General features: G+C 71.5%; 21 protein-coding genes. 4 read left to right on the top strand and 17 right to left on the bottom strand.

What is annotated here, in order from left to right:
* Positions 1 to 275 precede the first annotated feature (275 nt).
* On the top strand, positions 276 to 896 hold the full coding sequence (locus tag ACGFIQ_RS20625; protein ID WP_393245790.1) for a DUF402 domain-containing protein: 621 nt from the start codon (positions 276 to 278) through the stop codon (positions 894 to 896).
* 83 nt (positions 897 to 979) lie between these two features.
* Here the strand turns inward: ACGFIQ_RS20625 and ACGFIQ_RS20620 are convergent, their stop codons facing one another.
* From ACGFIQ_RS20620 to ACGFIQ_RS20590, 7 genes are all read right to left on the bottom strand, one after another.
* Entirely contained in the window at positions 980 to 2,041 is a 1,062-nt protein-coding gene (locus ACGFIQ_RS20620; protein WP_393245788.1) for an ABC transporter permease, read from the bottom strand.
* Positions 2,038 to 2,931, bottom strand: a complete 894-nt coding sequence (locus ACGFIQ_RS20615) for an ABC transporter ATP-binding protein (RefSeq protein WP_393245786.1) — start codon at positions 2,929 to 2,931, stop codon at positions 2,038 to 2,040. The genes ACGFIQ_RS20620 and ACGFIQ_RS20615 overlap by 4 nt, the downstream gene beginning before the upstream one ends.
* An 80-nt stretch (positions 2,932 to 3,011) precedes the next feature.
* Positions 3,012 to 3,731 (bottom strand): response regulator, encoded by a 720-nt coding sequence (locus ACGFIQ_RS20610; RefSeq protein ID WP_393245784.1) that lies wholly within the window; start codon positions 3,729 to 3,731, stop codon positions 3,012 to 3,014.
* Positions 3,728 to 5,062 (bottom strand): sensor histidine kinase, encoded by a 1,335-nt coding sequence (locus tag ACGFIQ_RS20605; protein ID WP_393245782.1) that lies wholly within the window; start codon positions 5,060 to 5,062, stop codon positions 3,728 to 3,730. Before ACGFIQ_RS20605 ends, ACGFIQ_RS20610 begins: the two co-directional genes overlap by 4 nt.
* 303 nt (positions 5,063 to 5,365) lie before the next feature.
* Entirely contained in the window at positions 5,366 to 6,313 is a 948-nt protein-coding gene (locus tag ACGFIQ_RS20600; protein WP_393245780.1) for a permease prefix domain 1-containing protein, read from the bottom strand.
* Positions 6,310 to 6,651, bottom strand: coding sequence for a PadR family transcriptional regulator (locus ACGFIQ_RS20595; protein ID WP_110564981.1), 342 nt, complete (start codon positions 6,649 to 6,651; stop codon positions 6,310 to 6,312). The genes ACGFIQ_RS20600 and ACGFIQ_RS20595 overlap by 4 nt, the downstream gene beginning before the upstream one ends.
* 129 nt (positions 6,652 to 6,780) lie before the next feature.
* Entirely contained in the window at positions 6,781 to 7,374 is a 594-nt protein-coding gene (locus tag ACGFIQ_RS20590) for a hypothetical protein (protein ID WP_393245778.1), read from the bottom strand.
* 120 nt (positions 7,375 to 7,494) lie between these two features.
* On the opposite strand from ACGFIQ_RS20590, the gene ACGFIQ_RS20585 reads away from it, so the two are divergent.
* Entirely contained in the window at positions 7,495 to 9,066 is a 1,572-nt protein-coding gene (locus tag ACGFIQ_RS20585) for a serine/threonine-protein kinase (protein ID WP_393245776.1), read from the top strand.
* A 473-nt stretch (positions 9,067 to 9,539) separates the two neighbouring features.
* Here the strand turns inward: ACGFIQ_RS20585 and ACGFIQ_RS20580 are convergent, their stop codons facing one another.
* Together ACGFIQ_RS20580 and ACGFIQ_RS20575 are read right to left on the bottom strand one after the other, a co-directional pair.
* On the bottom strand, positions 9,540 to 10,049 hold the full coding sequence (locus ACGFIQ_RS20580) for a TetR/AcrR family transcriptional regulator (protein WP_393245774.1): 510 nt from the start codon (positions 10,047 to 10,049) through the stop codon (positions 9,540 to 9,542).
* A 174-nt stretch (positions 10,050 to 10,223) separates the two neighbouring features.
* Positions 10,224 to 10,517 carry a putative quinol monooxygenase gene (locus tag ACGFIQ_RS20575; RefSeq protein ID WP_393245771.1) on the bottom strand — a complete coding sequence of 98 codons (294 nt, stop codon included), beginning with the start codon at positions 10,515 to 10,517 and terminating at the stop codon, positions 10,224 to 10,226.
* A 109-nt stretch (positions 10,518 to 10,626) separates the two neighbouring features.
* On the opposite strand from ACGFIQ_RS20575, the gene ACGFIQ_RS20570 reads away from it, so the two are divergent.
* A complete protein-coding gene (locus tag ACGFIQ_RS20570; protein ID WP_393245769.1) occupies positions 10,627 to 11,232 on the top strand; it encodes an NAD(P)-dependent oxidoreductase in 606 nt (201 codons plus the stop codon).
* Positions 11,233 to 11,392: 160 nt separating this feature from the next.
* Here the strand turns inward: ACGFIQ_RS20570 and ACGFIQ_RS20565 are convergent, their stop codons facing one another.
* From ACGFIQ_RS20565 to ACGFIQ_RS20555, 3 genes are all read right to left on the bottom strand, one after another.
* Positions 11,393 to 11,953 (bottom strand): hypothetical protein, encoded by a 561-nt coding sequence (locus tag ACGFIQ_RS20565; protein ID WP_393245767.1) that lies wholly within the window; start codon positions 11,951 to 11,953, stop codon positions 11,393 to 11,395.
* Between the two features lie 44 nt (positions 11,954 to 11,997).
* Positions 11,998 to 12,537: an RNA polymerase sigma factor gene (locus tag ACGFIQ_RS20560; protein WP_393245765.1), complete on the bottom strand. Its 540-nt coding sequence runs from the start codon at positions 12,535 to 12,537 to the stop codon at positions 11,998 to 12,000.
* Positions 12,538 to 12,625: 88 nt separating this feature from the next.
* Positions 12,626 to 13,246: an L-threonylcarbamoyladenylate synthase gene (locus tag ACGFIQ_RS20555; RefSeq protein ID WP_393245763.1), complete on the bottom strand. Its 621-nt coding sequence runs from the start codon at positions 13,244 to 13,246 to the stop codon at positions 12,626 to 12,628.
* 145 nt (positions 13,247 to 13,391) lie between these two features.
* Between ACGFIQ_RS20555 and dnaE the strand changes: the two genes are divergently transcribed.
* Positions 13,392 to 16,922 (top strand): DNA polymerase III subunit alpha, encoded by a 3,531-nt coding sequence (gene dnaE / locus ACGFIQ_RS20550; protein WP_393245760.1) that lies wholly within the window; start codon positions 13,392 to 13,394, stop codon positions 16,920 to 16,922.
* A gap of 53 nt (positions 16,923 to 16,975) precedes the next feature.
* On the opposite strand, the gene abc-f is transcribed toward dnaE, so the two are convergent.
* From abc-f to ACGFIQ_RS20525, 5 genes are all read right to left on the bottom strand, one after another.
* The gene (gene abc-f, locus ACGFIQ_RS20545; RefSeq protein WP_393245758.1) at positions 16,976 to 18,613 is read right to left on the bottom strand and encodes a ribosomal protection-like ABC-F family protein; all 1,638 of its coding nucleotides are present in this window, start codon (positions 18,611 to 18,613) and stop codon (positions 16,976 to 16,978) included.
* 285 nt (positions 18,614 to 18,898) lie between these two features.
* Complete coding sequence (locus ACGFIQ_RS20540) at positions 18,899 to 19,303, bottom strand: type II toxin-antitoxin system VapC family toxin (RefSeq protein ID WP_393245756.1); 405 nt, start codon at positions 19,301 to 19,303, stop codon at positions 18,899 to 18,901.
* Complete coding sequence (locus ACGFIQ_RS20535) at positions 19,300 to 19,500, bottom strand: hypothetical protein (protein WP_393245754.1); 201 nt, start codon at positions 19,498 to 19,500, stop codon at positions 19,300 to 19,302. Before ACGFIQ_RS20535 ends, ACGFIQ_RS20540 begins: the two co-directional genes overlap by 4 nt.
* A 136-nt stretch (positions 19,501 to 19,636) precedes the next feature.
* Positions 19,637 to 20,329, bottom strand: coding sequence for a response regulator (locus tag ACGFIQ_RS20530; RefSeq protein ID WP_393245752.1), 693 nt, complete (start codon positions 20,327 to 20,329; stop codon positions 19,637 to 19,639).
* A complete protein-coding gene (locus ACGFIQ_RS20525; RefSeq protein ID WP_393245750.1) occupies positions 20,326 to 21,912 on the bottom strand; it encodes an ATP-binding protein in 1,587 nt (528 codons plus the stop codon). Before ACGFIQ_RS20525 ends, ACGFIQ_RS20530 begins: the two co-directional genes overlap by 4 nt.
* Between the last annotated feature and the right edge of the window lie 54 nt (positions 21,913 to 21,966).

Below are 21,966 nucleotides of genomic sequence, written 5' to 3'. Positions count from 1 at the left end.
CCTGCGGTGTCCAGAGGTGGCACGTCATCGTCTGATCGCATCGATTCATATATATACCATCCGGATCAAGAGATGTCAGGAACCGGACCGAGACGTTCAAGAAAGTTCAGAACCGTTCTCAAAGCGCCAGCGGGAGCCGGCGACGGTGACGATGGTGTGCGTCGGGGTCTGTCCCGCGGTGAAGCTCGGTGATGTGGGCGAAGCGCATCCTCTTCGCTGCTCAGGAGGGCTCTCCGGGGGACGTGTAAGCTCGCGTCGAACGTGGAGGTGGGCACGTGGCGGCAGACCGGTTCGCGCCGGGTGACGTGGTCGTTCGGCGCGAGATCCTGCGCGGCGAGGTGTGGTTCGGCTGCCCGACGATCTGCGTCGAGGACTCGGCCGACCTGCTCGCCCTCTACCTGCCGCCGGGGGCCGAGTTCGGCTTCCCGACCTCCGGAGCCTTTCCGTGCGGGCGGCACCCGTGGGAGACCGCCGGGCACCGCTCCTGGTCGGGGCACGGCAAGCTGATGCTGCACCGCCCCGGCGAGGCGCACTCGGTCGACGTGTTCTGGGCCGGCCCCGAGCGCGACTTCGCCGGCTGGTACTTCAACCTGCAGGACCCGCTGCGGCGTACGCCGATCGGGGTGGACACCCTCGACCACGAGCTGGACCTGTGGTGGGGCGCGGACGCCGACACCTACGTCTGGAAGGACGTGGAGATCTTCGCCGAGCGCCTCGTCGAGGGGCGCTACCCGGGCATGGGGGACGCCATCCAGGCCGAGGGTGACCGGATCGCGGCGCTGCTCGACGCGGGGGAGCAGTGGTGGGACCCGGCGTGGGCGAAGTGGCAGCCCGACCCGTCCTGGTCAGCGCCCCGACTGCCGGCCGGCTGGGACGAGGTGCCGCTCGCCCGCTGACCGGGACCAGGTGCCTCCCACCCGCTGCGCCCGAACGGGCGCCGGCGTCCGATCAGAACACCGACGCCCGTGGTGGCGACGGCTCAGCCGATCGTCTCCCGCTCCCGCCAGGCGGTCCGCAGGGAGGTCCGGCCGTTGGTGCGCAGCAGCGACCCCTCGTACACCCGGGATCCGGCGAGCAGGAACACACCGGCGGCGAGCAGCAGGATGACGAGCGAGACGAACGGCTCCCAACCGGCCGCGTCACCGGTGAACAGCCGCAGCGGCATGGCCGTGGGCGACGAGAACGGCAGGTAGGACAGCACCCGCATCGCGGTGTCGTTGTCGTTCAGGAAGATCACCGCGAAGAACGGGATCATGACGGCGAGCTGCACCGGCGTCGACACGGCGGCGATGTCCTCCTGCCGGTTGGCCAGGGCGCCGGCCGCCGCCCACATCGCCGCGAGCAGCACGAAACCGAGCAGGAAGAACGGCACGAACCAGCCGATCGCCGGGGCGAGCAGGCTGAGCAGGCCGCCACTGTCGCCCATCTGGAGGCCGATTACCGCCACCACGGCGATCAACGCGATCTGCGCGAACGCCAGGATGGCGCCGGCCACCACCTTGCCGGCCAACAGCGCCCGCACCGGCACGGCGGCGACCAGGATCTCCACGATCCGGGTCTGCTTCTCCTCGATGACGCTCTGCGCGATCTGCACACCGAACGTCTGCGAGGTGATGAAGAAGACGAACGCGAAGACGAACGGCACCAGGAACGCCACCACGGGGTCGACCGCGTCCGGGTCGAGCAGTTGCACTTCAGGCGCGCTGCTCAACGCCCCGACCACGTCGTCCGGGGCCTCCTCCATGGCGAGCACCTTCGGGCCGGCGACCACCGCGGCGTCCACGTCGTCGTCGCGGACGGCCTGCTCGGCGGCCCGGTCGTCTCCGACCACCCGGACCTCCAGGCCGGCGGCGCGCAGCGGACCGGCCGCACTCTCGGTCACCGCCACCGTGGACGGCCCGCCGGAGAGCAGTGGCGGCAGGATGGTGCCCGCCGCGGCGATCAGCAGAAAGAAGAGGGTGCCGAACAGGAAGGTGCGGTCGCGCAGCTTGACACGGATCTCCCGTTCGGCGACCAGCCTCGTGGCCTGGGTGATGTTCACTGGGTGACCTCTCGGAAGATCTCGGTGAGCGAGGGGCTGACCGGGCGGAAGGCGCGGACCGGACCCCGCGCGAGGGCCGCCCGCAGCACGGGCTGTTCGTCGGCGCCGGCCGGCAGGTCGAAGACCACGCGCGGCCCGTCCAACTCGACAAGTGTCACCCCGGGTTCGTCGCGTACCCAGCCGGCGTCGGTCGCCACCACCAACTCGAAGCGGGGCACGGTGTACGAGTCGCGGAGCTGCTGGCGGCTGCCGGCGGCCCGGATCTCCCCGTCCGCGATGATCACCAGGTCGTCGCAGAGGCGCTCCACGACGTCGAGTTGGTGGCTGGAGAAGAGCACAGGTGCTCCGGCCGCGGCGCGTTCCCGCAGCACGGTCACGACGGTGTCGACGGCGAGGGGGTCGAGGCCGGAGAACGGCTCGTCGAGCACCAGCACCTCGGGGTCGTGCACCAGCGCGGCGGCGATCTGGGCGCGTTGCTGGTTGCCCAGGGACAGCGTCTCCAGCAGGTCGTCGCCGCGTTCACCGAGCCCGACGCGGTCCAGCAGCGCGTCGGTGGCCCGCCGCGCGGCGGGGGCGTCCAGACCGTGCAGCCGGCCCAGGTAGGTCACCTGCTCCCGGGTGGTCATCTTCGGGTAGAGGCCGCGCTCCTCCGGCATGTAGCCGAAGCGCCGCCGGTCCTGCCGGGTCAGCGTGGTGCCGCCCCAGCTCACCTCGCCGGCGTCCGGGGCGAGCACACCCAGGATGATGCGCATGGTGGTGGTCTTGCCGGCGCCGTTGGCGCCCACGAAGCCGGTCATCCGACCGGCCGCCACCTCGAAGGACACGTTCTTGAGCACCTGCCGGTCGCCGAAGCTACGGTCGACGCCGTCGAGGCGAAGCGTTCTGGTCACCCGTCCACGCTAGATCGAACGGCGTGTCCCGCCGTCCGCCCGGTGGGTGAGCGGGCGGTCCGTCGCGCGGCGGACGGCGGTCAGCCGCCCGGCCGGACCACCCCGTTCTCGTACGCGAACACCACCGCCTGCACCCGGTCGCGCAGGCCGAGTTTGGCCAGCACCCTGCTCACGTGGGTCTTCACGGTCGCCTCGCCCAGGTGGATGGCGGCGGCGATCTCCGCGTTGCTCGATCCGGCGGCGAGCAGCATCAGCACCTCCCGTTCCCGTGGGGTCAGCCCGGCCAGTGCGGCGTCCGCCTCCGGTCCCCGGTGGGCGGTGCCCGCGGGGTCGCCGGGGCGGGCGAACGTGGAGATCACCCGGCGGGTGATCTCCGGGGCGAGCAGGCCGTCGCCCCTGGCCAGCACCCGGATCGCCTCGATCAGTTCCTCAGGTGTGCCGTTCTTCAACAGGAAACCGCTGGCCCCGGCCCGCAGCGCGGCGAACAGGTAGTCGTCGCGGTCGAAGGTCGTGAGGATCAGCACCGCCGGCCCACCGGGCCCGTCTGCGGTGATCTGCCGGGTGGCCTCCAGGCCGTCCATCCCGGGCATCTCCACATCCATGAGTACGACGTCGGGGCGGGTGGCGCGGGTCATGCGGACGGCCCGTTCGCCGTCGGCCGCCTCGCCGACCACCTCGATGTCATCCTCCACCTCCAGGATGACCCGGAAGCCGGTGCGGACGAGGTGCTGGTCGTCGGCGAGCAGCACCCGGACGGTCCGACCCGTGGTCAACGTCTCGTGGGCTGGCGCGGCGCTCATGCCGACCGCCTCGCGTCGACGGCCGGCTGCCGCTCGTCGCTCGGCTCCCGCTGGGCCAGGACCGGCGGGTCGGCCGCGGCCAGTGGGAAGCGGGCGCGGACCCGCCATCCGCCGCCGGCACGCGGCCCGGCCTCCAGGTCGCCGTCGTGCGCGGTGACCCGTTCGCGCATCCCGATCAGGCCCAGCCCGACGGCGTCGGCTCGGCCGCCGGTTCGTCCGTCGTCTGTCACGTCGACCTCCACCTCCCGGGCCAGGTAGCGGACCCGCACGTCCAGCAGGTCGGCCCCGGCGTGCTTCAACGTGTTGGTCACCGCCTCCTGTGTCACCCGGTAGGCCGCCTGCGAGACCGATTCGGGCAGCGCGACCGGGTCCCCGTACACCCCGAGGGTTGCCGTCAGGCCCGCGGCCCGGGCCCGCTCGACCAGTTCGCCGATCCGGTCGACGTCGCCGGCGGCCGGCGGCGCGGCGTCGGCCGTGCCGGAGGTCCGCAGCACGCCCAGCATCCGGCGTAGCTCGTCGACGGCGGTGCGGGCGCTCTGCTCGATGGCGGTGAGCGCGGTGCGGGCCTTGCCCGGGTCGCGGTCGAACACCCGGCGGCAGGCCGACGCCTGCACCCCCATCACCGACACGTGGTGGGCGACCACGTCGTGCAGCTCCCGGGCGATCCGGACCCGTTCGCCGAGCACCGCCCGTTCCCGGGACTCGGCCTGCGACCGGCGCAGGTCCTCGGCCTGGGTACGCAACTCGTGTTCGCGGCGCGCGGCCACCCAGGCGGTCTCACCGAAGAAGTACGCGAAGCCGAGCGTCACCACGTTGATCAGCACGCCGCTGACCATCGCGGCGAGCACGGGTGGCACCGGACCGACCGCGTCGTCGAAGGCGTCGGGTGGGATGCGGTCGATCGTCACGGCGTAGTAGACCCCCAGCCAGGCGAACATCGTGACGATCACGCCGATCCGCAGCCGCCGGGCCAGCCGATGGTCCTGCCCCCAGGCACCGGCGGTGTAGAGGACGCAGAACAACGCCCAGGCGGAGAACTGGGTCTCCGGCGCCGATCGTGCCTGCGCGGCGACGAACACCACCGAGACGACCAGCAGGGTCGCGGCCGGCCAGCGCCGCCGCCAGATCAGCGGCAGTGTCACCGCGACGGTCCAGAACAGCTGCTCCGGCCCGGACGGCGGCGGGCCCAGCAGGAACGCCCCGGCGCTGCGGGCCAGGGTGAGGCTCACCAGCGCCAGCCCGGTCACCCCCAGACCGATCCACAGGTCGTTGCGGCGCTGCTGCGCCGTCGGACCCGGACGGCGCCACTCCTCCGGCTGTCCCACGGTCATCCTGGAACGATGCCACGCCACCCGGCACGGCCGTCGAGCGGGCGGACGGTGTCGGCCGGGGCCGACCACGGGCGGGGGGGGGGGGGGGGGGGGGGGGGGGGGGGGGGGGGGGGGGGGGGGGGGGGGGGGCGCGCGGGCGCGCGGGGGGGGGCGGGGGGGGGGGGGCGGGGGGCGGCGCGCGCCCCCCCCCCCCCCCCCCCCCCCGGGCGGGCGGGGGGGGGGGGGGGGGGGGGGGGGGGGCCCCCCCCCGCGGGGGGGCGCCGGGGGGGGGGGCCCGCCCCCCCCCCCCGGGTGGGTTCTCGCTCACGCCGTCTGACGGCGGGTCTTGATCGCGGTGTCGATCAGGTCCCAGACGACGACCACGGCGGTGCCCAGCGCGATGGCCAGGCCGAGGGCGCCGCGGTTGTCCGACTCCGCGATCCAGGTCAGGCGCACGCCCAGGGCCGGGTTGAGCAGCCGGTCGGAGAGCGCCAGCGACACCAGCGGCAGCGCGAACGCCAGGTTGAGCAGCGCCTTGGTGCCGAACAGGGCCCAGGTCCAGCGCCCGATCCGGTACTTGACGACCTCGAAGATCACGCTGGCGACCAGCACGACGATCAGCGCCGGCAGCCAGAAACTCCACAGCGCCGGGTCGAGGATCGGAATGTTGTCGCCGTCGGTGGTGTGCACCCAGGACCGGAAGTGCTGCAGGACGAGGTACCCGATGGTCGCCACCGACATGACCACCGACGCGATGGTGTCGGCGAGGGGGATGTGCCGGTGCACCGGCGCGTCGGGCAGTTGGTCGACGGTCCACTCCGGCAGGTCCACGGCTGTCTGGGTGCGCTCGATGACGGCGAAGGTCAGGGTGAGCCAGAAGGTGATCTGCACGGCCACCTGCATGGCCGCGACGATGCCCGGCCCGATGGCCCCGAAACCCTTTCCTTCGGCCGCCTCGACCACTGTGACGATCGTGCCGACGAGCGCCGGGATGAAGCTGAGCAGCAGCTTCAGCAGCCGCAGCCAGAGCAGGTAGTAGGTCGGGCCGATGAGCTGTAGCCGGCGGTCGGCGTACCGCGCGGCCAGCACGTCCGGGTTGCCCAGTTCGGTGAGCACCTCCCGCTCGGCGGTGGCGGGGTCCGCGCCACCGTCGGTCCGGCCCTCGATCATGTCGTCGATGGAGGCCCGCAGCTCGGTGGCGATCTCGTCGCGACGCTGGGCGGGCACCGAGCGCAGGGTGGCGGCGAGGTAGCGGTTGGTGAGGGTGTTCATCGGTCCACTCCTTGGATCAGCCCGGTGATGGAGGTCTGCACGGCGGCGAGGTCGTCGAGAAGCCGGCTCAGCATCGACTCGCCCTCGTCGCTGGTCCGGTAGAACTTGCGCGGCCGGCTCTCCTCGGTGTTCCACTCGCTGGTCAGCAGCCCCTGGTCCTCCAGGCGGCGCAGCAGCGGGTAGAGCGTGTTGGCGTCCACCGGAAAGCCGTGGTCGGTGAGCCGTTGCAGCAGTGCGTAGCCGTAGTCCGGTCGGCGCAGCGCGACCAGGCTGGCCACCACGACGGTGCCTCGACGCAACTCCTGTAGGTGCGTCCGTAGAACGTCCTCGCTAACCATGTGTCACACCATAGTGTGTGCCACACAGCATTGTCTACAACAACATCATCGTGCTGCTCACAGATCCGTGCGCCGGACAGCATGCGGGGCGCCCGGCACGAACCGGGCGCCCCGCATGCCGGACACCGCTCAGCAGGCCGAACCCTGGCGGAAGTTCCGCTCGACGAAGCTGGCCGGCCCGACCTGGAAGTAGCCCACGCCTGGACGGATCGGGTGCCCGGTGAACAACTCGACACGCGAGCCGACCCGCACGAGGTACGCCTCGGCGTCCCCCGCGTCGTTGCGGGTCAGCGAGCCGCGCCGGCCGTAGATCGCCTCCAACTCGTCGAACGACATGCCGACCGTGGCACCGGCGGGGGACCGCGGCGGTGCGGTGGCCGTACCGACCTCCACCAGTCGCCCGTCGCGGAAGGCCAGCACGAACACACCGGCCCAGGAACCGGTCGAGCCCGCGTGCACCACCCCGCCGCAGGCAGGAGCGGTCCAGCCGATGTGCCCGTTCGCGGTGAGCGTGCTCAGGCTGGCGCCGATCCGGTACACACCGGCGCCGGCGACGCTGAGCACCTGCGGGTGGCTGTGCTCGACAGCGGCGGCGAGCGGGCCGCGCGCCGAGACAGGCGCGGTGCCGGCCCGGGATGCCGCTGCCGGACCGGCGACGGCCACCGGGGCCAGCGTGCCGAACGCCAACACGGCGGTGGTGAGGAGGATCGTGGGACGGTTCATGGTGGCTCCTTCGGTGATGGGTCTCCTGCCCTGTTAGTCACCGCGCCGGGGCCTTCGGTTCGTCGGCTTTCCGACCGACCCGGTCTACTCTCCAAAGAAACGCCGGCCGGGGGTGACGCGGTGACGGCTCCGCTGCGAATCGGGCCCTACGCCATCGAACGTCTGCTGGGCGTCGGTTCGTTCGCGACCGTCTGGCTGGGCTACGATCCGGCGCTTGACGCGCACGTGGCGATCAAGGTGCTGGCCGAGAACTGGAGCCACGACCTGCGGGTCCGCGAACGCTTCCGCGACGAGGCCCGGCTGCTGCGGCGGCTGGAGCACGAGCGGCTGGTGCGGGTGCACGCCGTCGGTGAGCTGCCCGACGGCCGACCGTACGCGGTCCTGGCCTGGGCGGACGGGGGGAGCCTGCGGGACCGCCTGGCCAGCGCTGAGATTCCCGCGCCGGCGGCGCTGCGGCTGCTCGGCGAGATCTGCGCCGGGGTCGCCGTGCTGCACCGGCACGGCGTTGTGCACCGCGATCTCACCCCGGGCAACATCCTGTTCCGCTGCGCCGGTCCGGACGACCCGGACGCCGAACGGGTGCTGATCGCCGACCTCGGTCTCGCCAAGGCCCTGGCTGCCGCCTCCGGGCTGACCGCCCGTGCCGGTACCCCGGGTTACATGGCCCCCGAACAGGACGACCCGGGCGCGGTTGTCGACACCCGCACCGACGTGTACGGGCTCGGCCGGCTCGGCATCCGTCTGCTGGGCGCCGACCCGCCGGGCGCGCCCCCGACCGAACCCGACCCGCCGGGGCAAGCGCCAGGCCCGCCGGGGTACGCGGCCAGAGCCGACCCGACGCGGCACACGGCCAGGGCCGACCCGCCAGGGCACGCCCCGGAGATCCGGCTGCGGGCAGACGTGCCGCCAGCGGTCGCGGCGGTGCTCGCCCGGGCCACCGCCCACCATCCGGCCGACCGCTATCCCGACGCCGCGGCCCTGCACGTCGCGCTGACCCGCGCGAGCGGCACGACGGAGCGGCCCGTGAGCGGCACGACGGGGCGGCCCGTCGCGCTGACCGGCGCGAGCGGCCCGGTGGGGATGGCTGCGGCGAGCGGGCCCGTGCGGCAGCGGCCGGCACCTCGGCGCAGGGGCCGCCGCTCGTACCGGTTGCGGATGGCCGGGGCCGCCGTCGTGGCCGTCGCCGCCGTCGGTGCGGTGGGCGCCGAGCCGGGTGGCGCCGGGTCGGCCCGGCCGGTCGGCGGCACGTACACGACCGGGCCGTTGACCGTGGTGCTGCCGGCCGGCTGGTCCGCCACGGGTGCCACCTGGGCCGGTCAGTACGGTGCCGACGGTGAACCCGAACCGGCGCTCGTGATGTCGCCGCAACCCCGCCGCTGGGCCGCCGACCCCCGACTGCCGGGCGCGTTCGTAGGCCTCTCCGCCAGCACGGCGGCACGTGCCACGCCGGCCGGGTTCCTGGCCGAGCGCACGCACGGCGACTGCACGCCCGCGCCGGCCCGCGCCACCCGGCAGGCCGGCGTCGAGTGGACCGTGGTGGCGTACCGCTGCGACCGGGGTCGGCCGCGGATCGTCGAGTCGGCCGCCCTGCACCCCGGCCGTCCCGCCCTGGTGTACGTGCAGATCGCGCCGCCGGCGGACAGCGGACCCGCCTTCGTGGACAGCCTGCTCGCCGGCGTGCGCCTGCGCTAGGTGCGGCCGAACCGGCCCGGCGGTGACCCAGCCCGCCCACAACACCGCTCTCATCGCGCTCGCGGCTGCTCTGCCCGCAGCCGTGATCGCCGGACCTCTTCGGGCTCACCAGCAAGACCGCCAGCGCCCGGAGTAGCTATGCGCAGACTGACTGGACCGCCTATCTCAACAGCCGGCCGGAGTCCGCCGGTTCGGGCGTCCAGTGCATAGAAGTCCCACCGGGAGCCGGATCCGAGAGGACGGCGGCCGCCCGAACCCTGGGCAACCAGGCCGCCGCCAGCTTCTGCTCGCTGCCGTGGGCTCCACGAGACGGCCATGACTGGCCCCACCACGGGCCGGCTTCGCCGAGAGTCAAGTAACGGTGCGTGAGAGCCAAGGCTACTGGTGGTTGGCGCATGGCAGTGCGCGGATCTGCCGATGAGCGGATGGTGTGTTTCCGTGCGGCCGACTCCGGGAGGGCACTGACCAAGTGCTCAGGTTGGGCGGGGTTTGAGTCCGTCACAGGCTATTTCGATCATGCGCTGTTGCGCGGCGCCGTCGTCGTCGCGGGCGATGCAGCCGGCGATGAGGGCCTTGACATCGGCAGTGTCGACATCGTCGCGGACTGCTCCGACCTGCTGCGCCTGAGCGAGCAGATCCGCCATGGCCGCGCCGAAGTCCCGGATGGCCGTCGATGCTGCGGACTGGAGGTCGAATCCGGCGCCGGTGAGGGCGTCGCCGACGGCGTGGTCGGCTGCGCCCTGCCGTACCAGGAACGCGAAGAAGGTGAAGAAGGCGGTTGTCGGGTGCTCCCGAGCGGCGATGTCCTCGGCGCTGCGGACGAGGTGTTCGATTCGGTGGAGTGCAACCGCCCGGAACAGCGCCTCCTTGGTGGGGAAGTGGCGGGTGACGGTGCCGGTGCTGACGCCGGCTCGGCGGGCGATCTCGCGTATGGAGACCGCGACACCGTGAGCTGCGAAGGCTGCGAAGGCTTCTTCCAGCACTCGTGCCTGATTGCGTCGGCCGTCGGCGCGCTGGGGCCTGGCCGGCTCCGCGATCGCATCGACGTGCCTGGTCTTCGGGGTTCGGTCCGATGGTGGCATCGTTGCGATCGTAAGCGGTGTCCCGCCGACGGCTCCTCCCGCTTTCGAAGCCGTCGACCGGGCACAGCTGTCTGCTCAGCCTCGAAGTGGGCTGGACCCGCTAATCTCGTACCGCATGATCTCCACGCTGCGCACGTCCGGCATCGGCGGCGCGGCTTGCGCGATGCCGGCCAGGTGAGCGTTGAGGTGCGCCTCGGACTCCCATCGTTCGTAGATGTTGACCCGGTCAGCCTCGATCGGGTCGGCCGCCACCACATAGTCCAGGCATCCCGGTACGGTTCGTGCCTGGCGTAGGGACGGGGTGAGGTTTTCCAGGAGTGCGTCGCGGTGGTCAGGGTCGACGTGGCCGGTTCCGGCGACGATCAGCATGACTGCCTCCAGGGTTGACGTCTCGGTGTTACCGGGGCACTGTAGCAGCTAACCGGTACATGCGTGCCGGATAAGTTGATCAGGTGTCTTCGAGGAGCATCCCTTGCGAATGGCCATCTTCGGCGCGACCGGCCGCGCCGGCCGCGCCGTGGTCAAGCACGCCTTGCAATGCGGCCACGAGGTCAATGCCCTCACCCGTGACCCGGCCCGGATCCAACCGCACGACCAGCTTCGCGTCGTCGGCGGCGACGTGCGCGATCTTGCGGCGGTGGCCAGGACACTCGAAGGTGCCGACGCGATCGTCAGCACCTTGGGTAAGCAACGGCGAGGCCCCGACGTCTGCACCGAAGGCATCCGCACGGTGCTGTCCACCGCGGCCGACAACGGTCCCCGTCGTCTCATCATGTTGAGCAACTACGGTGTCGCGGACAGCCACCACCGCACCGCGTACGTCGCCGTATCGTGGCTGTTCGAGCGGGCCGTCCTCCGCGACAAAGAACAGATGGAGGCACTCGTCCGAGACAGCAAAGCCCACTGGACCGTGGTCCGTGCACCGGTACTCACCAACGGACCGCGCACCGGCCGCTACCGCACGGGAACCGACCTCCGGCTATCCTTCACCGCCAAGGTCTCCCGCGCCGACCTCGCGGAGTTCATGCTCACCGAACTTCACGACAACGCCTACCTGCATCGAGCCGTGGCCATCACCTCGTGAAAGCCGTCGCCGTCAACCCAGCCGACCATCACGCTCGCACCCCGGCTTGCCGAATACCCTCTTCTGCCGCAGACAACGCGCGGGTCGACGGGTGGTGCCGGGCTGGTGCTGCTGGGGGTCGCCGCCGCCGAGTTCCTTTGCGCCCGGCGTCGATCCCCGGCTAGCGGACCACCACGGTGATGGTGTGCTCCCGGCCGTCCTTGGGGATCGTCACGGCGACGGTGCCGGGGCGGACGAAGCGGACGTCCACCACACCCGCCTCGTACTGCTGGGAGACCAGCTCCGGGCGGTCCACGGTGACGAGCCCCGGCCCGATGCCCTGGATCCGCAGCACCGCACCGGTGGCGAAGCAGAGTGATCGCAGCAGCTCGATCTCGGTGTCGGCGAGCGGCAGGTCGTAGCGGACCGCGCCCTGGCAGGCCGGCGTCGCGTCGGTCGGCGGGGGAGTCGTTCGGGGCGTACCCCTGGTTCTGGTGGGTGTGGGCGGTGTCGCGACCGGGCGCGCGCCTGTCGGCGGCGGTCGCGACGGCGACCCGGCGGGCACCGGGAGCGCGGAGGTCGTGGCCGCCGGGGTAGTGGCGGTCGCGGCGGGCGTCGGTGTCGACGGGCTCGGGCCGGCCGGTTGGACGGGCAGTGGGGAGACGGCGTCGGTGCCGCAGGCGGCGACCCCCACGGTGGCCGCGAGGACGACGACGAGCCGGCGCAACGACACCCGGCTCACTCGGCGCGGAGACGCCGGGCTCACTCGGCGCGGAGACGCCCGGCTCATTCGGCGCCGAGTCGTTGCCGGACCTGCCGGCGGGCCAGGTGCAAGCGGGACTTCACCGTGCCCACCGGCATGTCGAGCAGGGCGGCGATCTCGGGGTAGCTCAGCCCGAGGACGTCGCGCAGGGCCACCACCTCGGCGAGGTCGGGATGGACCGAGTCGAAGGCGTCCAGCAGGTCGAGGCGGGTGCCCGCGACCACACTCGTCCGCCGCGGGTCGGCCCGGTCGGGCAGCGGTACGCCGCCAGCCTCCAGCCGCCAGCGGCGGCGCAGCGTCCGGTACGTCGAACGGGCCCGGTTGGCGGTCAGTCGGTGCAGCCAGGTGCGGAACGAGGAGCGTCCCTCGAACCGGGTGATGCCGCCCGCCAGCGCCAACAGCGTGTCCTGGCAGGCCTCCTCGGCGTCCTCCCGGTTGGGCAGGAACCGGGCGCACAGCCGCAGCACCTCCGGGCGCACCGCGACCAGCAGGGCGTCCAGTGCCGCCGGGTCGCCGTGTGCGGCGGACCGGGCCAGGGCGTCGACGTCGTCCGCGTCGGGCATGCCGGGTGTCCAATGCTCGCCGGTGCCGATCCCCGAGCGTACGACCGGTGTCGCTGTTTGACCCTGCTCCGGTCCGGCACCCGACGCGTTACTCGAAGCGCGACACGTCCCCGGCGCCCCGGCGCAGGATCTCCGGCTCCGGGCCGGACAGGTCGATCACGGTCGTCGGGTCCTTGCCGCAGTCGCCCGCGTCGAGCACCGCGTCGAGCTGGTGGTCGAGCCGTTCCTTGATCTCCCACCCCTGGGTCATCGGCTCGTCGTCGCCGGGCAGGACCAGGGTGCTCGACACCAGTGGCTCGGCCAGCTCGGCCAGCAGCGCCTGGGTGACGGTGTGCCGGGGCACCCGCACACCGACTGTGCGCTTCTTGGGGTGCAACATCCGGCGGGGCACCTCCCTGGTGGCCGGCAGGATGAAGGTGTAGCTGCCCGGGGTGGACGCCTTGACCAGGCGGAAGAGCGAGTTGCTGATCTGCACGAACTGGCCGAGCTGTGCGAAGTCCCGGCAGACGAGCGTGAAGTGGTGCCGGTCGTCGAGGTGGCGGATCTGCCGGATCCGGTCCAGCCCGTCCGCGTTGCCCAGCTGGATGCCGAGCGCGTAGCAGGAGTCCGTCGGGTAGGCGACCAGCCCACCACCGCGGATCAGGTCGGCGACCTGGCCGATGATCCGGGGCTGCGGGTTCTCCGGGTGCACGTCGTAGTACCTCGCCATGCTGATGAGCCTAGGCTCACCCGCGGGCGACGAGGAGACGCGGGCCACCCTCGGCGCGGACGGTGGAGCCGTCGAGATCACCTCGGTAGGGTAGGTGCCGGTCGGCTCCGACCAACAAGATCCACACCGCCGGGGGGCGCCAGGCATGGCCGATTCGTTCGCGCATCTGCACGTGCACACCGAATACTCGATGCTCGACGGAGCGGCCCGCCTCAAGGACCTGTTCATCGAGGCCAACCGGCTCGGCATGTCGGCGGTGGCGATCACCGACCACGGCAACATGCACGGCGCGAACGACTTCTACAAGCAGGCGATGGCCGCCGGGATCACCCCGATCCTGGGCGTCGAGGCGTACGTGGCGCCGGAGTCGCGCTATCACAAGGCGCGCGTCAAGTGGGGGCGGCCGGAGCAGAAGAGCGACGACGTCTCCGGTAACGGCGCGATCACCCACAAGACGATGTGGGCGAAGAACGCGCAGGGCCTGAAGAACCTGTTCACCCTCAACTCGCGGGCGTCCATGGAGGGGCACTACATCAAGTGGCCCCGGATGGACATGGAGCTGATCGCCGAGTACGCCGAGGGCATCATGGCCACCACCGGCTGCCCGTCCGGCGCGGTGCAGACCCGCCTGCGGCTCGGCCAGTTCGACGAGGCCCTCAAGGTCGCCGCCACCTACCAGGACATCTTCGGCAAGGACAACTACTTCGTCGAGATCATGGACCACGGCCTCTCCATCGAGAGCCGGGTCCGCGAGGGTCTCACCGAGATCTCCCGCAAGCTGAACATCCCGCCGGTGGTCACCAACGACTCGCACTACACGGTCGAGGAGCAGGCCACCGCGCACGACGTGCTGCTCTGCGTGCAGACCGCCAGCAACATCGACGATCCCAACCGGTTCCGCCTCGAGGGTGGCGGCTACTTCATCAAGAGCGCCGACCAGATGCGCGGGGTCGACTCGTCCGAGCTGTGGCAGCAGGGGTGCCGCAACACGCTGCTGGTCGCCGAGAAGGTCGACCCGACCGGGATGTTCGAGTTCCACAACCTGATGCCGCGCTTCCCGGTGCCCGACGGCGAGACCGAGGAGTCCTGGTTCCGCAAGGAGACGTTCGCCGGCCTGGGCCGCCGCTACCCGAACGGCATCCCGGAGGGGCACGTCGTCCAGGCCGAGTACGAACTGGGCGTCATCAACCAGATGGGCTTCCCGTCCTACTTCCTCGTGGTCGCCGACTTCATCCAGTGGGCGAAGAAGCAGGGCATCGCGGTGGGCCCGGGTCGTGGTTCGGCCGCCGGCTCGCTCGTCGCGTACGCGCTGGGCATCACCGACCTGGACCCGATCCAGCACGGGCTGATCTTCGAGCGGTTCCTCAACCCCGAGCGGGTCTCGATGCCGGATGTCGACATCGACTTCGACGAGCGTCGGCGCGGTGAGGTGATCAAGTACGTCACCGACAAGTGGGGTGAGGACAAGGTCGCCCAGATCGCCACGTTCGGCACGATCAAGGCGAAGGCCGCGATCAAGGACTCGGCCCGGGTGCTGGGCTTCCCGTACGCGGTCGGCGACCGGATCACCAAGGCGATGCCGCCGGCCGTGATGGGCAAGGACATCCCGCTCACCGGCATCTTCGACACCAAGCACCCCCGCTACGCCGAGGCCGGTGAGATCCGTGGCCTGTACGACTCCGACCCGGACGTCCGCAAGGTGATCGACACGGCGAAGGGCATCGAGGGGCTGATCCGGCAGACCGGTGTGCACGCCGCCGGCGTCATCATGTCCGCCGAGCCGATCATCGAGCACATCCCGTTGATGCGCCGCGACGCCGACGGGGCGATCATCACGCAGTTCGACTACCCGACGTGTGAGTCGCTCGGGCTGCTGAAGATGGACTTCCTCGGCCTGCGCAACCTGACGATCATCGACGACGCGGTCAAGAACATCGAGCTGAACCACGGCCTCAAGCTCGACCTGCTGGCCCTTCCGCTGGACGACAAGGCCGCGTACGAGCTGCTGGCCCGCGGTGACACCCTGGGCGTGTTCCAGCTCGACGGTGGGCCGATGCGGTCGCTGCTGCGGTTGATGAAGCCGGACAACTTCGAGGACATCTCCGCCGTCCTGGCGCTCTACCGGCCCGGTCCGATGGGCGTCGACTCGCACACCAACTACGCGCTGCGCAAGAACGGCCTCCAGGAGATCACCCCGATCCACCCGGAGCTGGAGGAGCCGCTACGGGAGATCCTGGCGCCCACCCACGGCCTGATCGTCTACCAGGAGCAGGTGCAGCGCGCCGCGCAGATCCTCGCCGGCTACACCCTCGGTCAGGCGGACCTGCTGCGCCGGGCGATGGGTAAGAAGAAGAAGGAGATCCTCGACAAGGAGTTCATCCCGTTCCGGGACGGCTGCCGCGAGCGCGGCTACTCCGACGAGGCGATCCAGGCGGTGTGGGACGTCCTGGTGCCGTTCGCCGGGTACGCCTTCAACAAGGCGCACTCCGCCGCGTACGGTCTGGTCTCCTACTGGACCGCGTACCTCAAGGCGCACTACCCGGCGGAGTACATGGCCGGGCTGCTGACCAGCGTCGGTGACGACAAGGACAAGATGGCGCTGTACCTGTCCGAGTGTCGCCGGATGCGCATCCAGGTGCTTCCACCGGACGTGAACACCTCGGCCGGCCCGTTCACCCCGGTCGGCAAGGACATCCGCTTCGGCCTGGCCGCGGTGCGCAACGTCGGCGCGAACGTGGTCGCCTCGATCATGCGCTGCCGTCAGGAGAAGGGCGACTACACCGACTTCTACGACTTCCTGTCCAAGGTGGACGCGGTGGTCTGCAACAAGAAGACGATCGAATCACTGATCAAGGCCGGCGCGTTCGACTCCCTGGAGCACCCCCGCAAGGGCCTGCTCGCGGTGCACGCGGACGCCATCGACGCGTACGCCGACGTGAAGCGCAAGGAGGCGGTCGGCCAGTACGACCTCTTCGGCGCCGGCTTCGGTGACGCCGACACGGGCAGCACGACGGTGATGCCGACAATCGGTGACAGCGAGTGGGACAAGCGCGACAAGCTGGCCTTCGAGCGCGAGATGCTCGGCCTGTACGTCTCCGACCACCCGTTGTTCGGCCTGGAGCACATCCTCAACGCGGCAGCCGACACCACGATCGCCTCCCTGGCCGAGGAGGGCGCGGTGCCCGACGGGGCGGTCGTCACCCTCGCCGGCATCCTCTCCGGGGTGCAACGCCGGGTCACCAAGCAGGGCCGTGCCTGGGCCTCGGCCACCCTGGAGGACCTGGCCGGTGGGGTGGAGGCGCTGTTCTTCCCCAACACCTACGAGGTGATCGGCCAGTACATCGCCGAGGACGCCATCGTGGTGGTCAAGGGCCGGGTGGACCGCCGCGACGACACCCCGCGGATCATGGCGATGGACATGTCCATGCCGGACGTCAGCACCAGCGCCACCAACAAGCCGGTCACCCTCACCATCCCGGTGCACCGCTGCACACCACCGCTCGTGGAGCGCCTCAAGGAGACCCTGGTCCTGCACCCCGGCGACACCGAGGTGCACGTCAAGCTGCAGAACGGCGGGCGCACCACCACCCTGCGGCTGGGTCCGTTCCGGGTGGCGGCGACGACCGCGCTGATGGGTGACCTGAAGAGCGTCCTCGGCCCGGCCAACGTGAGCTGACCGGGCCGCGACCCGGCCGGCGCGCGTCCGGCCGGGCCGCGACCCGGCCGGGCTCAGGCCCGGTCGGGTGCCCCGATCTCCCGCAGCTGGCCGTCGGCCAGCCGCAACCAGCGCCGCACGCCGATCTCGGCCAGGAACCGTTCGTCGTGGCTGACCACGACAAACGCACCCTGGTACGCGGACAGCGCGCTCTCCAACTGGGCGACGCTGACCAGGTCCAGGTTGTTGGTCGGCTCGTCGAGCAGCAGCAGCTGCGGTGCCGGTTCGGCGCAGAGCACACACGCCAGGGTGGCGCGCAGCCGCTCACCGCCGGAGAGCACCCCGACGGGCAGGTTCACCCGGTTGCCCCGGAACAGGAACCGGGCGAGCAGGTTCATCCGCGTGGCGTCGGGCAGGCTCGGCGCGTACGCGGCGAAGTTCTCCGCCACCGTACGGTCGAGGTCCAGCAGGTCCAGCCGCTGCGACAGGTACGCGATCCGTCCCTCGCCGCGCTTCAGCTCGCCGCCGGACGGTTGCAGGTCACCCTGGACCAGGCGCAGCAGTGTCGACTTGCCGACGCCGTTCGCCCCGGTGAGCGCGATCCGTTCCGGACCCCGGATCACCAGGTCGGCGCCGTCGCCGCCGAACAACTCCCGGTCGTCGAAGCGGGCCCGCATCCCCTGGCCGGAGAAGACGGTGCGCCCGCCCGGGACCGTGGTGTCCGGCAGGTCCACGACGATCCGGTCCTCGTCGCGTACCGCCCGGCCGGCCTCGTCGAGTCGGGCCTTGGCCTCGCCGAGCCGGGCCGAGTGTGTCCCCTGCGCCTTGCCCGCCGACTCCTGCGCACTGCGCTTCAGCCCACCGGCGACGATCCGGGCCAGGCCGGCGTTCTTCAGGTTCTTCGAGGCGTTACTGGCCCGCCGGTCGGCCCGCTCCCGGGCCTGCTGCATCTCCCGCTTCTCCCGCTTGACCTCCTGCTCGGCGTTGCGCAGGTTGCTCTCGGCCACCTCCCGCGCCGCCTGCACCGCCTCCGTGTACGCGGTGAAGTTGCCCCCGTACCAGCGGATCTCTCCCTGGTCCAGCTCGGCGATGCGGTCCATCCGGTCCAACAACTCCCGGTCGTGACTGACCAGCAGCAAACACCCGGACCAGTCGGTCAGCACGTCGTACAGCCGGTGCCGGGCCGCCAGGTCCAGGTTGTTCGTCGGCTCGTCGAGCAGCAGCACGTCCGGGCGGCGCAGCAGTTGCGCCGCCAGGCCGAGGGACACCACCTGGCCGCCGCTGAGGGTGTGCAGCCGCCGGTCGAGGGTCAGCTCGCCCAGGCCGAGGCGGTCCAACTCGGAGCGGGTGCGCTCCTCGATGTCCCAGTCGTCGCCGATCGTGGCGAAGTGCTCCTCGCCCGCGTCGCCAGCCTCGATGGCGTGCAGCGCCGCGATCCGCTCGGCGACGCCCAGCACCTGCGCCACGGTCAGGTCACCGACCAGCGGCAGGGTCTGCGGGAGGTAGCCGAGCAGGCCGTCGACGGTGACGCTGCCGCCGCTGGGCTGCAGCTCCCCGGCGATCAACCGCAGCAGGGTGCTCTTACCGGCGCCGTTGGGCGCGACCAGGCCGGTGCGACCGCCCGGGACGGTGAAGGACAGCTCAGAGAAGACCGGGGTGTCATCCGGCCAGGAGAAGGACAGGTTCGAGCAGACGATGAAAGCGTCAGACATGCGAGTGACCTCAGAGGGTGGGGTGGGCGCGCCTCAGCCGCCCGACGACACGGGACCGGTGCAACGACGGCATGGCCACGGCGGCCGCGCCGACGCGCGCCGAACCGCTGGCCGAACATGTCCGGTCTCACCCGGAGATGTCGTCGTCACCCGCCATGTCTGGTCTCCCACGTCGTACCGCTAACCCAACTGGATGAGTCTAACAACGGATCCCCACCCCGCCACCGGGTTCAAGCGCGCCGTGCGGCGTCGCAGTACCAGACAGCCATACTCGCACTGGCGAAGCTAGGACACGTCGAAGAGGCGTAGCCCGTCATACTCGGCGAAGTCGGCGAAATCTTTGCCGTTGAAGGTCGCCAGCGGCAGCCGGTCGACAACGCAGCAGGCCGCGATCCAGGAGTCGTTGGTCGGTCGGGGGCGCCCCCGGTGCTGAGCCCGCGCTTGAAGGTGCCCCCAGGTGACCGCCACCGCCTCGTCAAAGGGAAGCAGCACGATCCCCGTGCGCCATTGCGCGAGGTCAGCCAGCTTGCGCGGCCCCCAACTGCGCAGTGCGGTCCACTTGGTCAGCTCTCCGAGCGTTACGAAGGTGATGCAGAGGGTCTGACCGGTCAGGCGGGCACGGAGGCGTTCAGGTAGCCGCCCCCGGAGGATTGCTGATGCGACGTCCGTGTCCAGAACGACAAGGCTCATGCGGCACCGGCCCGCCGAGAGGCATACAGGTCGGCGAGGAACTCGTCCAGTTCCTCGTCCGACTCGAACAGGCCCGGACGGGCCAAGTCATCCACAGAGGCGATCGGCTGGATGCCCTGACGGCGGGCCAACTCCTCGGCCGGCACGTGCTCAGCCGTCGGCCACTCGGGCATCCGTTCGGCATTGCTCGACGTCACGGCTCACCTCCTGCATATCGGGTCGTCCTCGATTCTTCCACTTCCGACATCGGTGGGCGGCACCTCGCGGCCGGTGTCGCGCCACCGGGTCCCGCCGACCGCCACCGCTGCGACGGGCCCACCGTCAAGATCCGGCTCAGCGGGGGCGGTATTCGACCTCGGGGCGGCCGGGGGTGCCGTAGCGGGGGCTGCGGGTGGCCCGGTCCACGGTGACCAGATACTCCAGGTAGCGGCGGGCGGTCACCCGGGAGATGCCGGTCGCCGCGCTCACCTCGGTCGCGGACAGTCCCAGCTGTGGGTCGGTCCGGTCGGCCAGCGCCACGCGTACCCGATCGAGGGTCTGCGCGTCGAGGCCCTTGGGCAGGCTGTGCCCGGCGGTGCCGCGCAGCGTGGCGAACATCTGGTCCACCTCGTGCTGGGCGGCCACCTCGCCGTCGGCGAGGGCCTGCGCGCGGTAGTCGGCGTAGCGTTCCAGCTTGTCGCGGAACGCCGCGAACGTGAACGGCTTGAGCAGGTAGTGGGTCACCCCGAGGGACACCGCGGTGCGCACCACCGCCAGGTCCCGGGCGCTCGTCACCGCCAGCACGTCGACGGCGCTGCCGGCGGCCCGCAGCGCCCGGCAGACGTCCAGGCCGTGCAGGTCGGGCAGCCGAAAATCCAGGAGTACGAGGTCCACGTCGCCGCCGCCCGCACGCAGCGCCGCCATCGCCGCCCGCGCGGTGTGCGCCACCCCGACCACCACGAAACCAGGAACCCGTTCGGTGTACGCGGAATGCGCCTCGGCGAGCAGCGGCTCGTCCTCCACGACCAGCACGCGGATGTCGGTCATCGGCGCTCACCTCCGTTCGGCAGGCGGACGGTGAACAGGCTGCCGCCGTCGTCCGAGCGGCCCACCTCGTAGCTGCCGCCGTGTCGGCGGACCACCTGCCCGACAAGTGCCAGGCCGAGGCCCCGGCCGGTGCTCTTGGTGGACCAGCCGCGTCGGAACGCGTCGGCCACCCGCTCCGGGGCCAGCCCGGGGCCACTGTCGGCGACCCGGATCACCAACTCGTCCTCGACCGTGCCGACGAGGACCCGCACCTGGCGGGGCGCAGACGTGCCGGCCACCGCCTCCAGAGCGTTGTCGACCAGGTTGCCGACCACGGTGAGCAGGTCGCCGGTCGGCAGTGGGCTGTCGTCGAGGCGGCAGTCCGGCTCGACGACCAGGTCGACCCCGCGCTCGCTGGCCTGCGCCGACTTGCCGAGCAGCAGCGCTGCCAAAGCCGGCTCGGTGACCGCGCCGACCACCCGGTCGGTCAACTGCTGGGCGAGGACCAGGTCCCGGGTGCCGAGCCGGACGGCCTCGTCGGCGCGGCCCAACTCCACGAGCGTCAGCACGGTGTGCAGCCGGTTGGCCGACTCGTGGGTCTGCGCCTGCAACGCCTCGGTCAGCGCGCGCACCGAGTCCAGCTCACTGGCCAGGGTGCGCAGCTCGGTCTGGTCGCGCAGGGTCAACACGGTGCCGAGCACCGCGCCCTCGAAACGGGTGGTCCGCTGGTTGGCGACGAGCACCCGGTCACCGGTGAGGACTGGTTCGTCGCGGGCGTCGCGCCCGGAGCCGAGCAACTCGGCCACCGCGGGCGGCAGGTCGATCCCGGCGACCGGCCTGTCGATCACCGGCGCGTCCACGTCGAGCCCCACCAGCCGGCGACCCTCGTCGTTGATCAACGCGACCCGCCGGTCGGTGGTCAGCACCACGAGGCCCTCGCGCACCGAGTGCAGGACCGCGTCGTAGTACTCGTACATCCGGGTCATCTGTGCCGGACCGAGACCGTGCGTCTGGCGGCGCAAGCGGCGGCTGAGCAGCCAGGAGCCGGTCGCCGCGAGCGCCAGGGCCGGCGTGGCGACACCGAACAGCACCGGCAACTGGCCGAGCAGCTTGCGGTTGATCGCCTTGGTGGTGATGCCCACCGAGACCAGACCGATGATGCGTCGCCGCTCGTCGTACACCGGGACCACCGCGCGCACCGACTCGCCGAGCGTGCCGACGTTCGTGGTGGTGAACGCGCGGCCCGCCAGGGCGGGCCCGATGTCACCGACGAACGGCTCGCCGATCCGCTCCCGGGTGGGGTGGGAGAAACGGGTGCGGTCGGGGGCCATCACCACCACGAAGTCGGTGCCCGTCGCCTGCCGGGTCGATTCGGCGTACGGCTGGAGGATCCTCGCGGGGTCGGCGGTCGTGAGGGCCGCGCGGACGTCGGGGGAGCCGGCGACGGTCTGTGCCACCGCGAGCACCTCCTCCTGCGCGGCCTGGCGGGAGTCGCTGCGGGCCAGCCAGACGGCCCCGGCCGCGCCGGCCAGCACGAGCAGCGTCACCACCACCGCCTGGAGGGCGAAGAGTTGCCCCGCGATGCTCCACTGACGTCGGGCCACCTCCACCACCTCCTCGTCGCGCCGCCGCCTCCGTTGTCGGGTTCGCGGTGAACA

Source organism: Micromonospora sp. NPDC048898, from assembly GCF_043198035.1.
Lineage (GTDB): Bacteria > Actinomycetota > Actinomycetes > Mycobacteriales > Micromonosporaceae > Micromonospora.
Note: the sequence above shows the minus strand (reverse complement) of the source record. Positions and strands in the feature narration are given on the sequence as shown.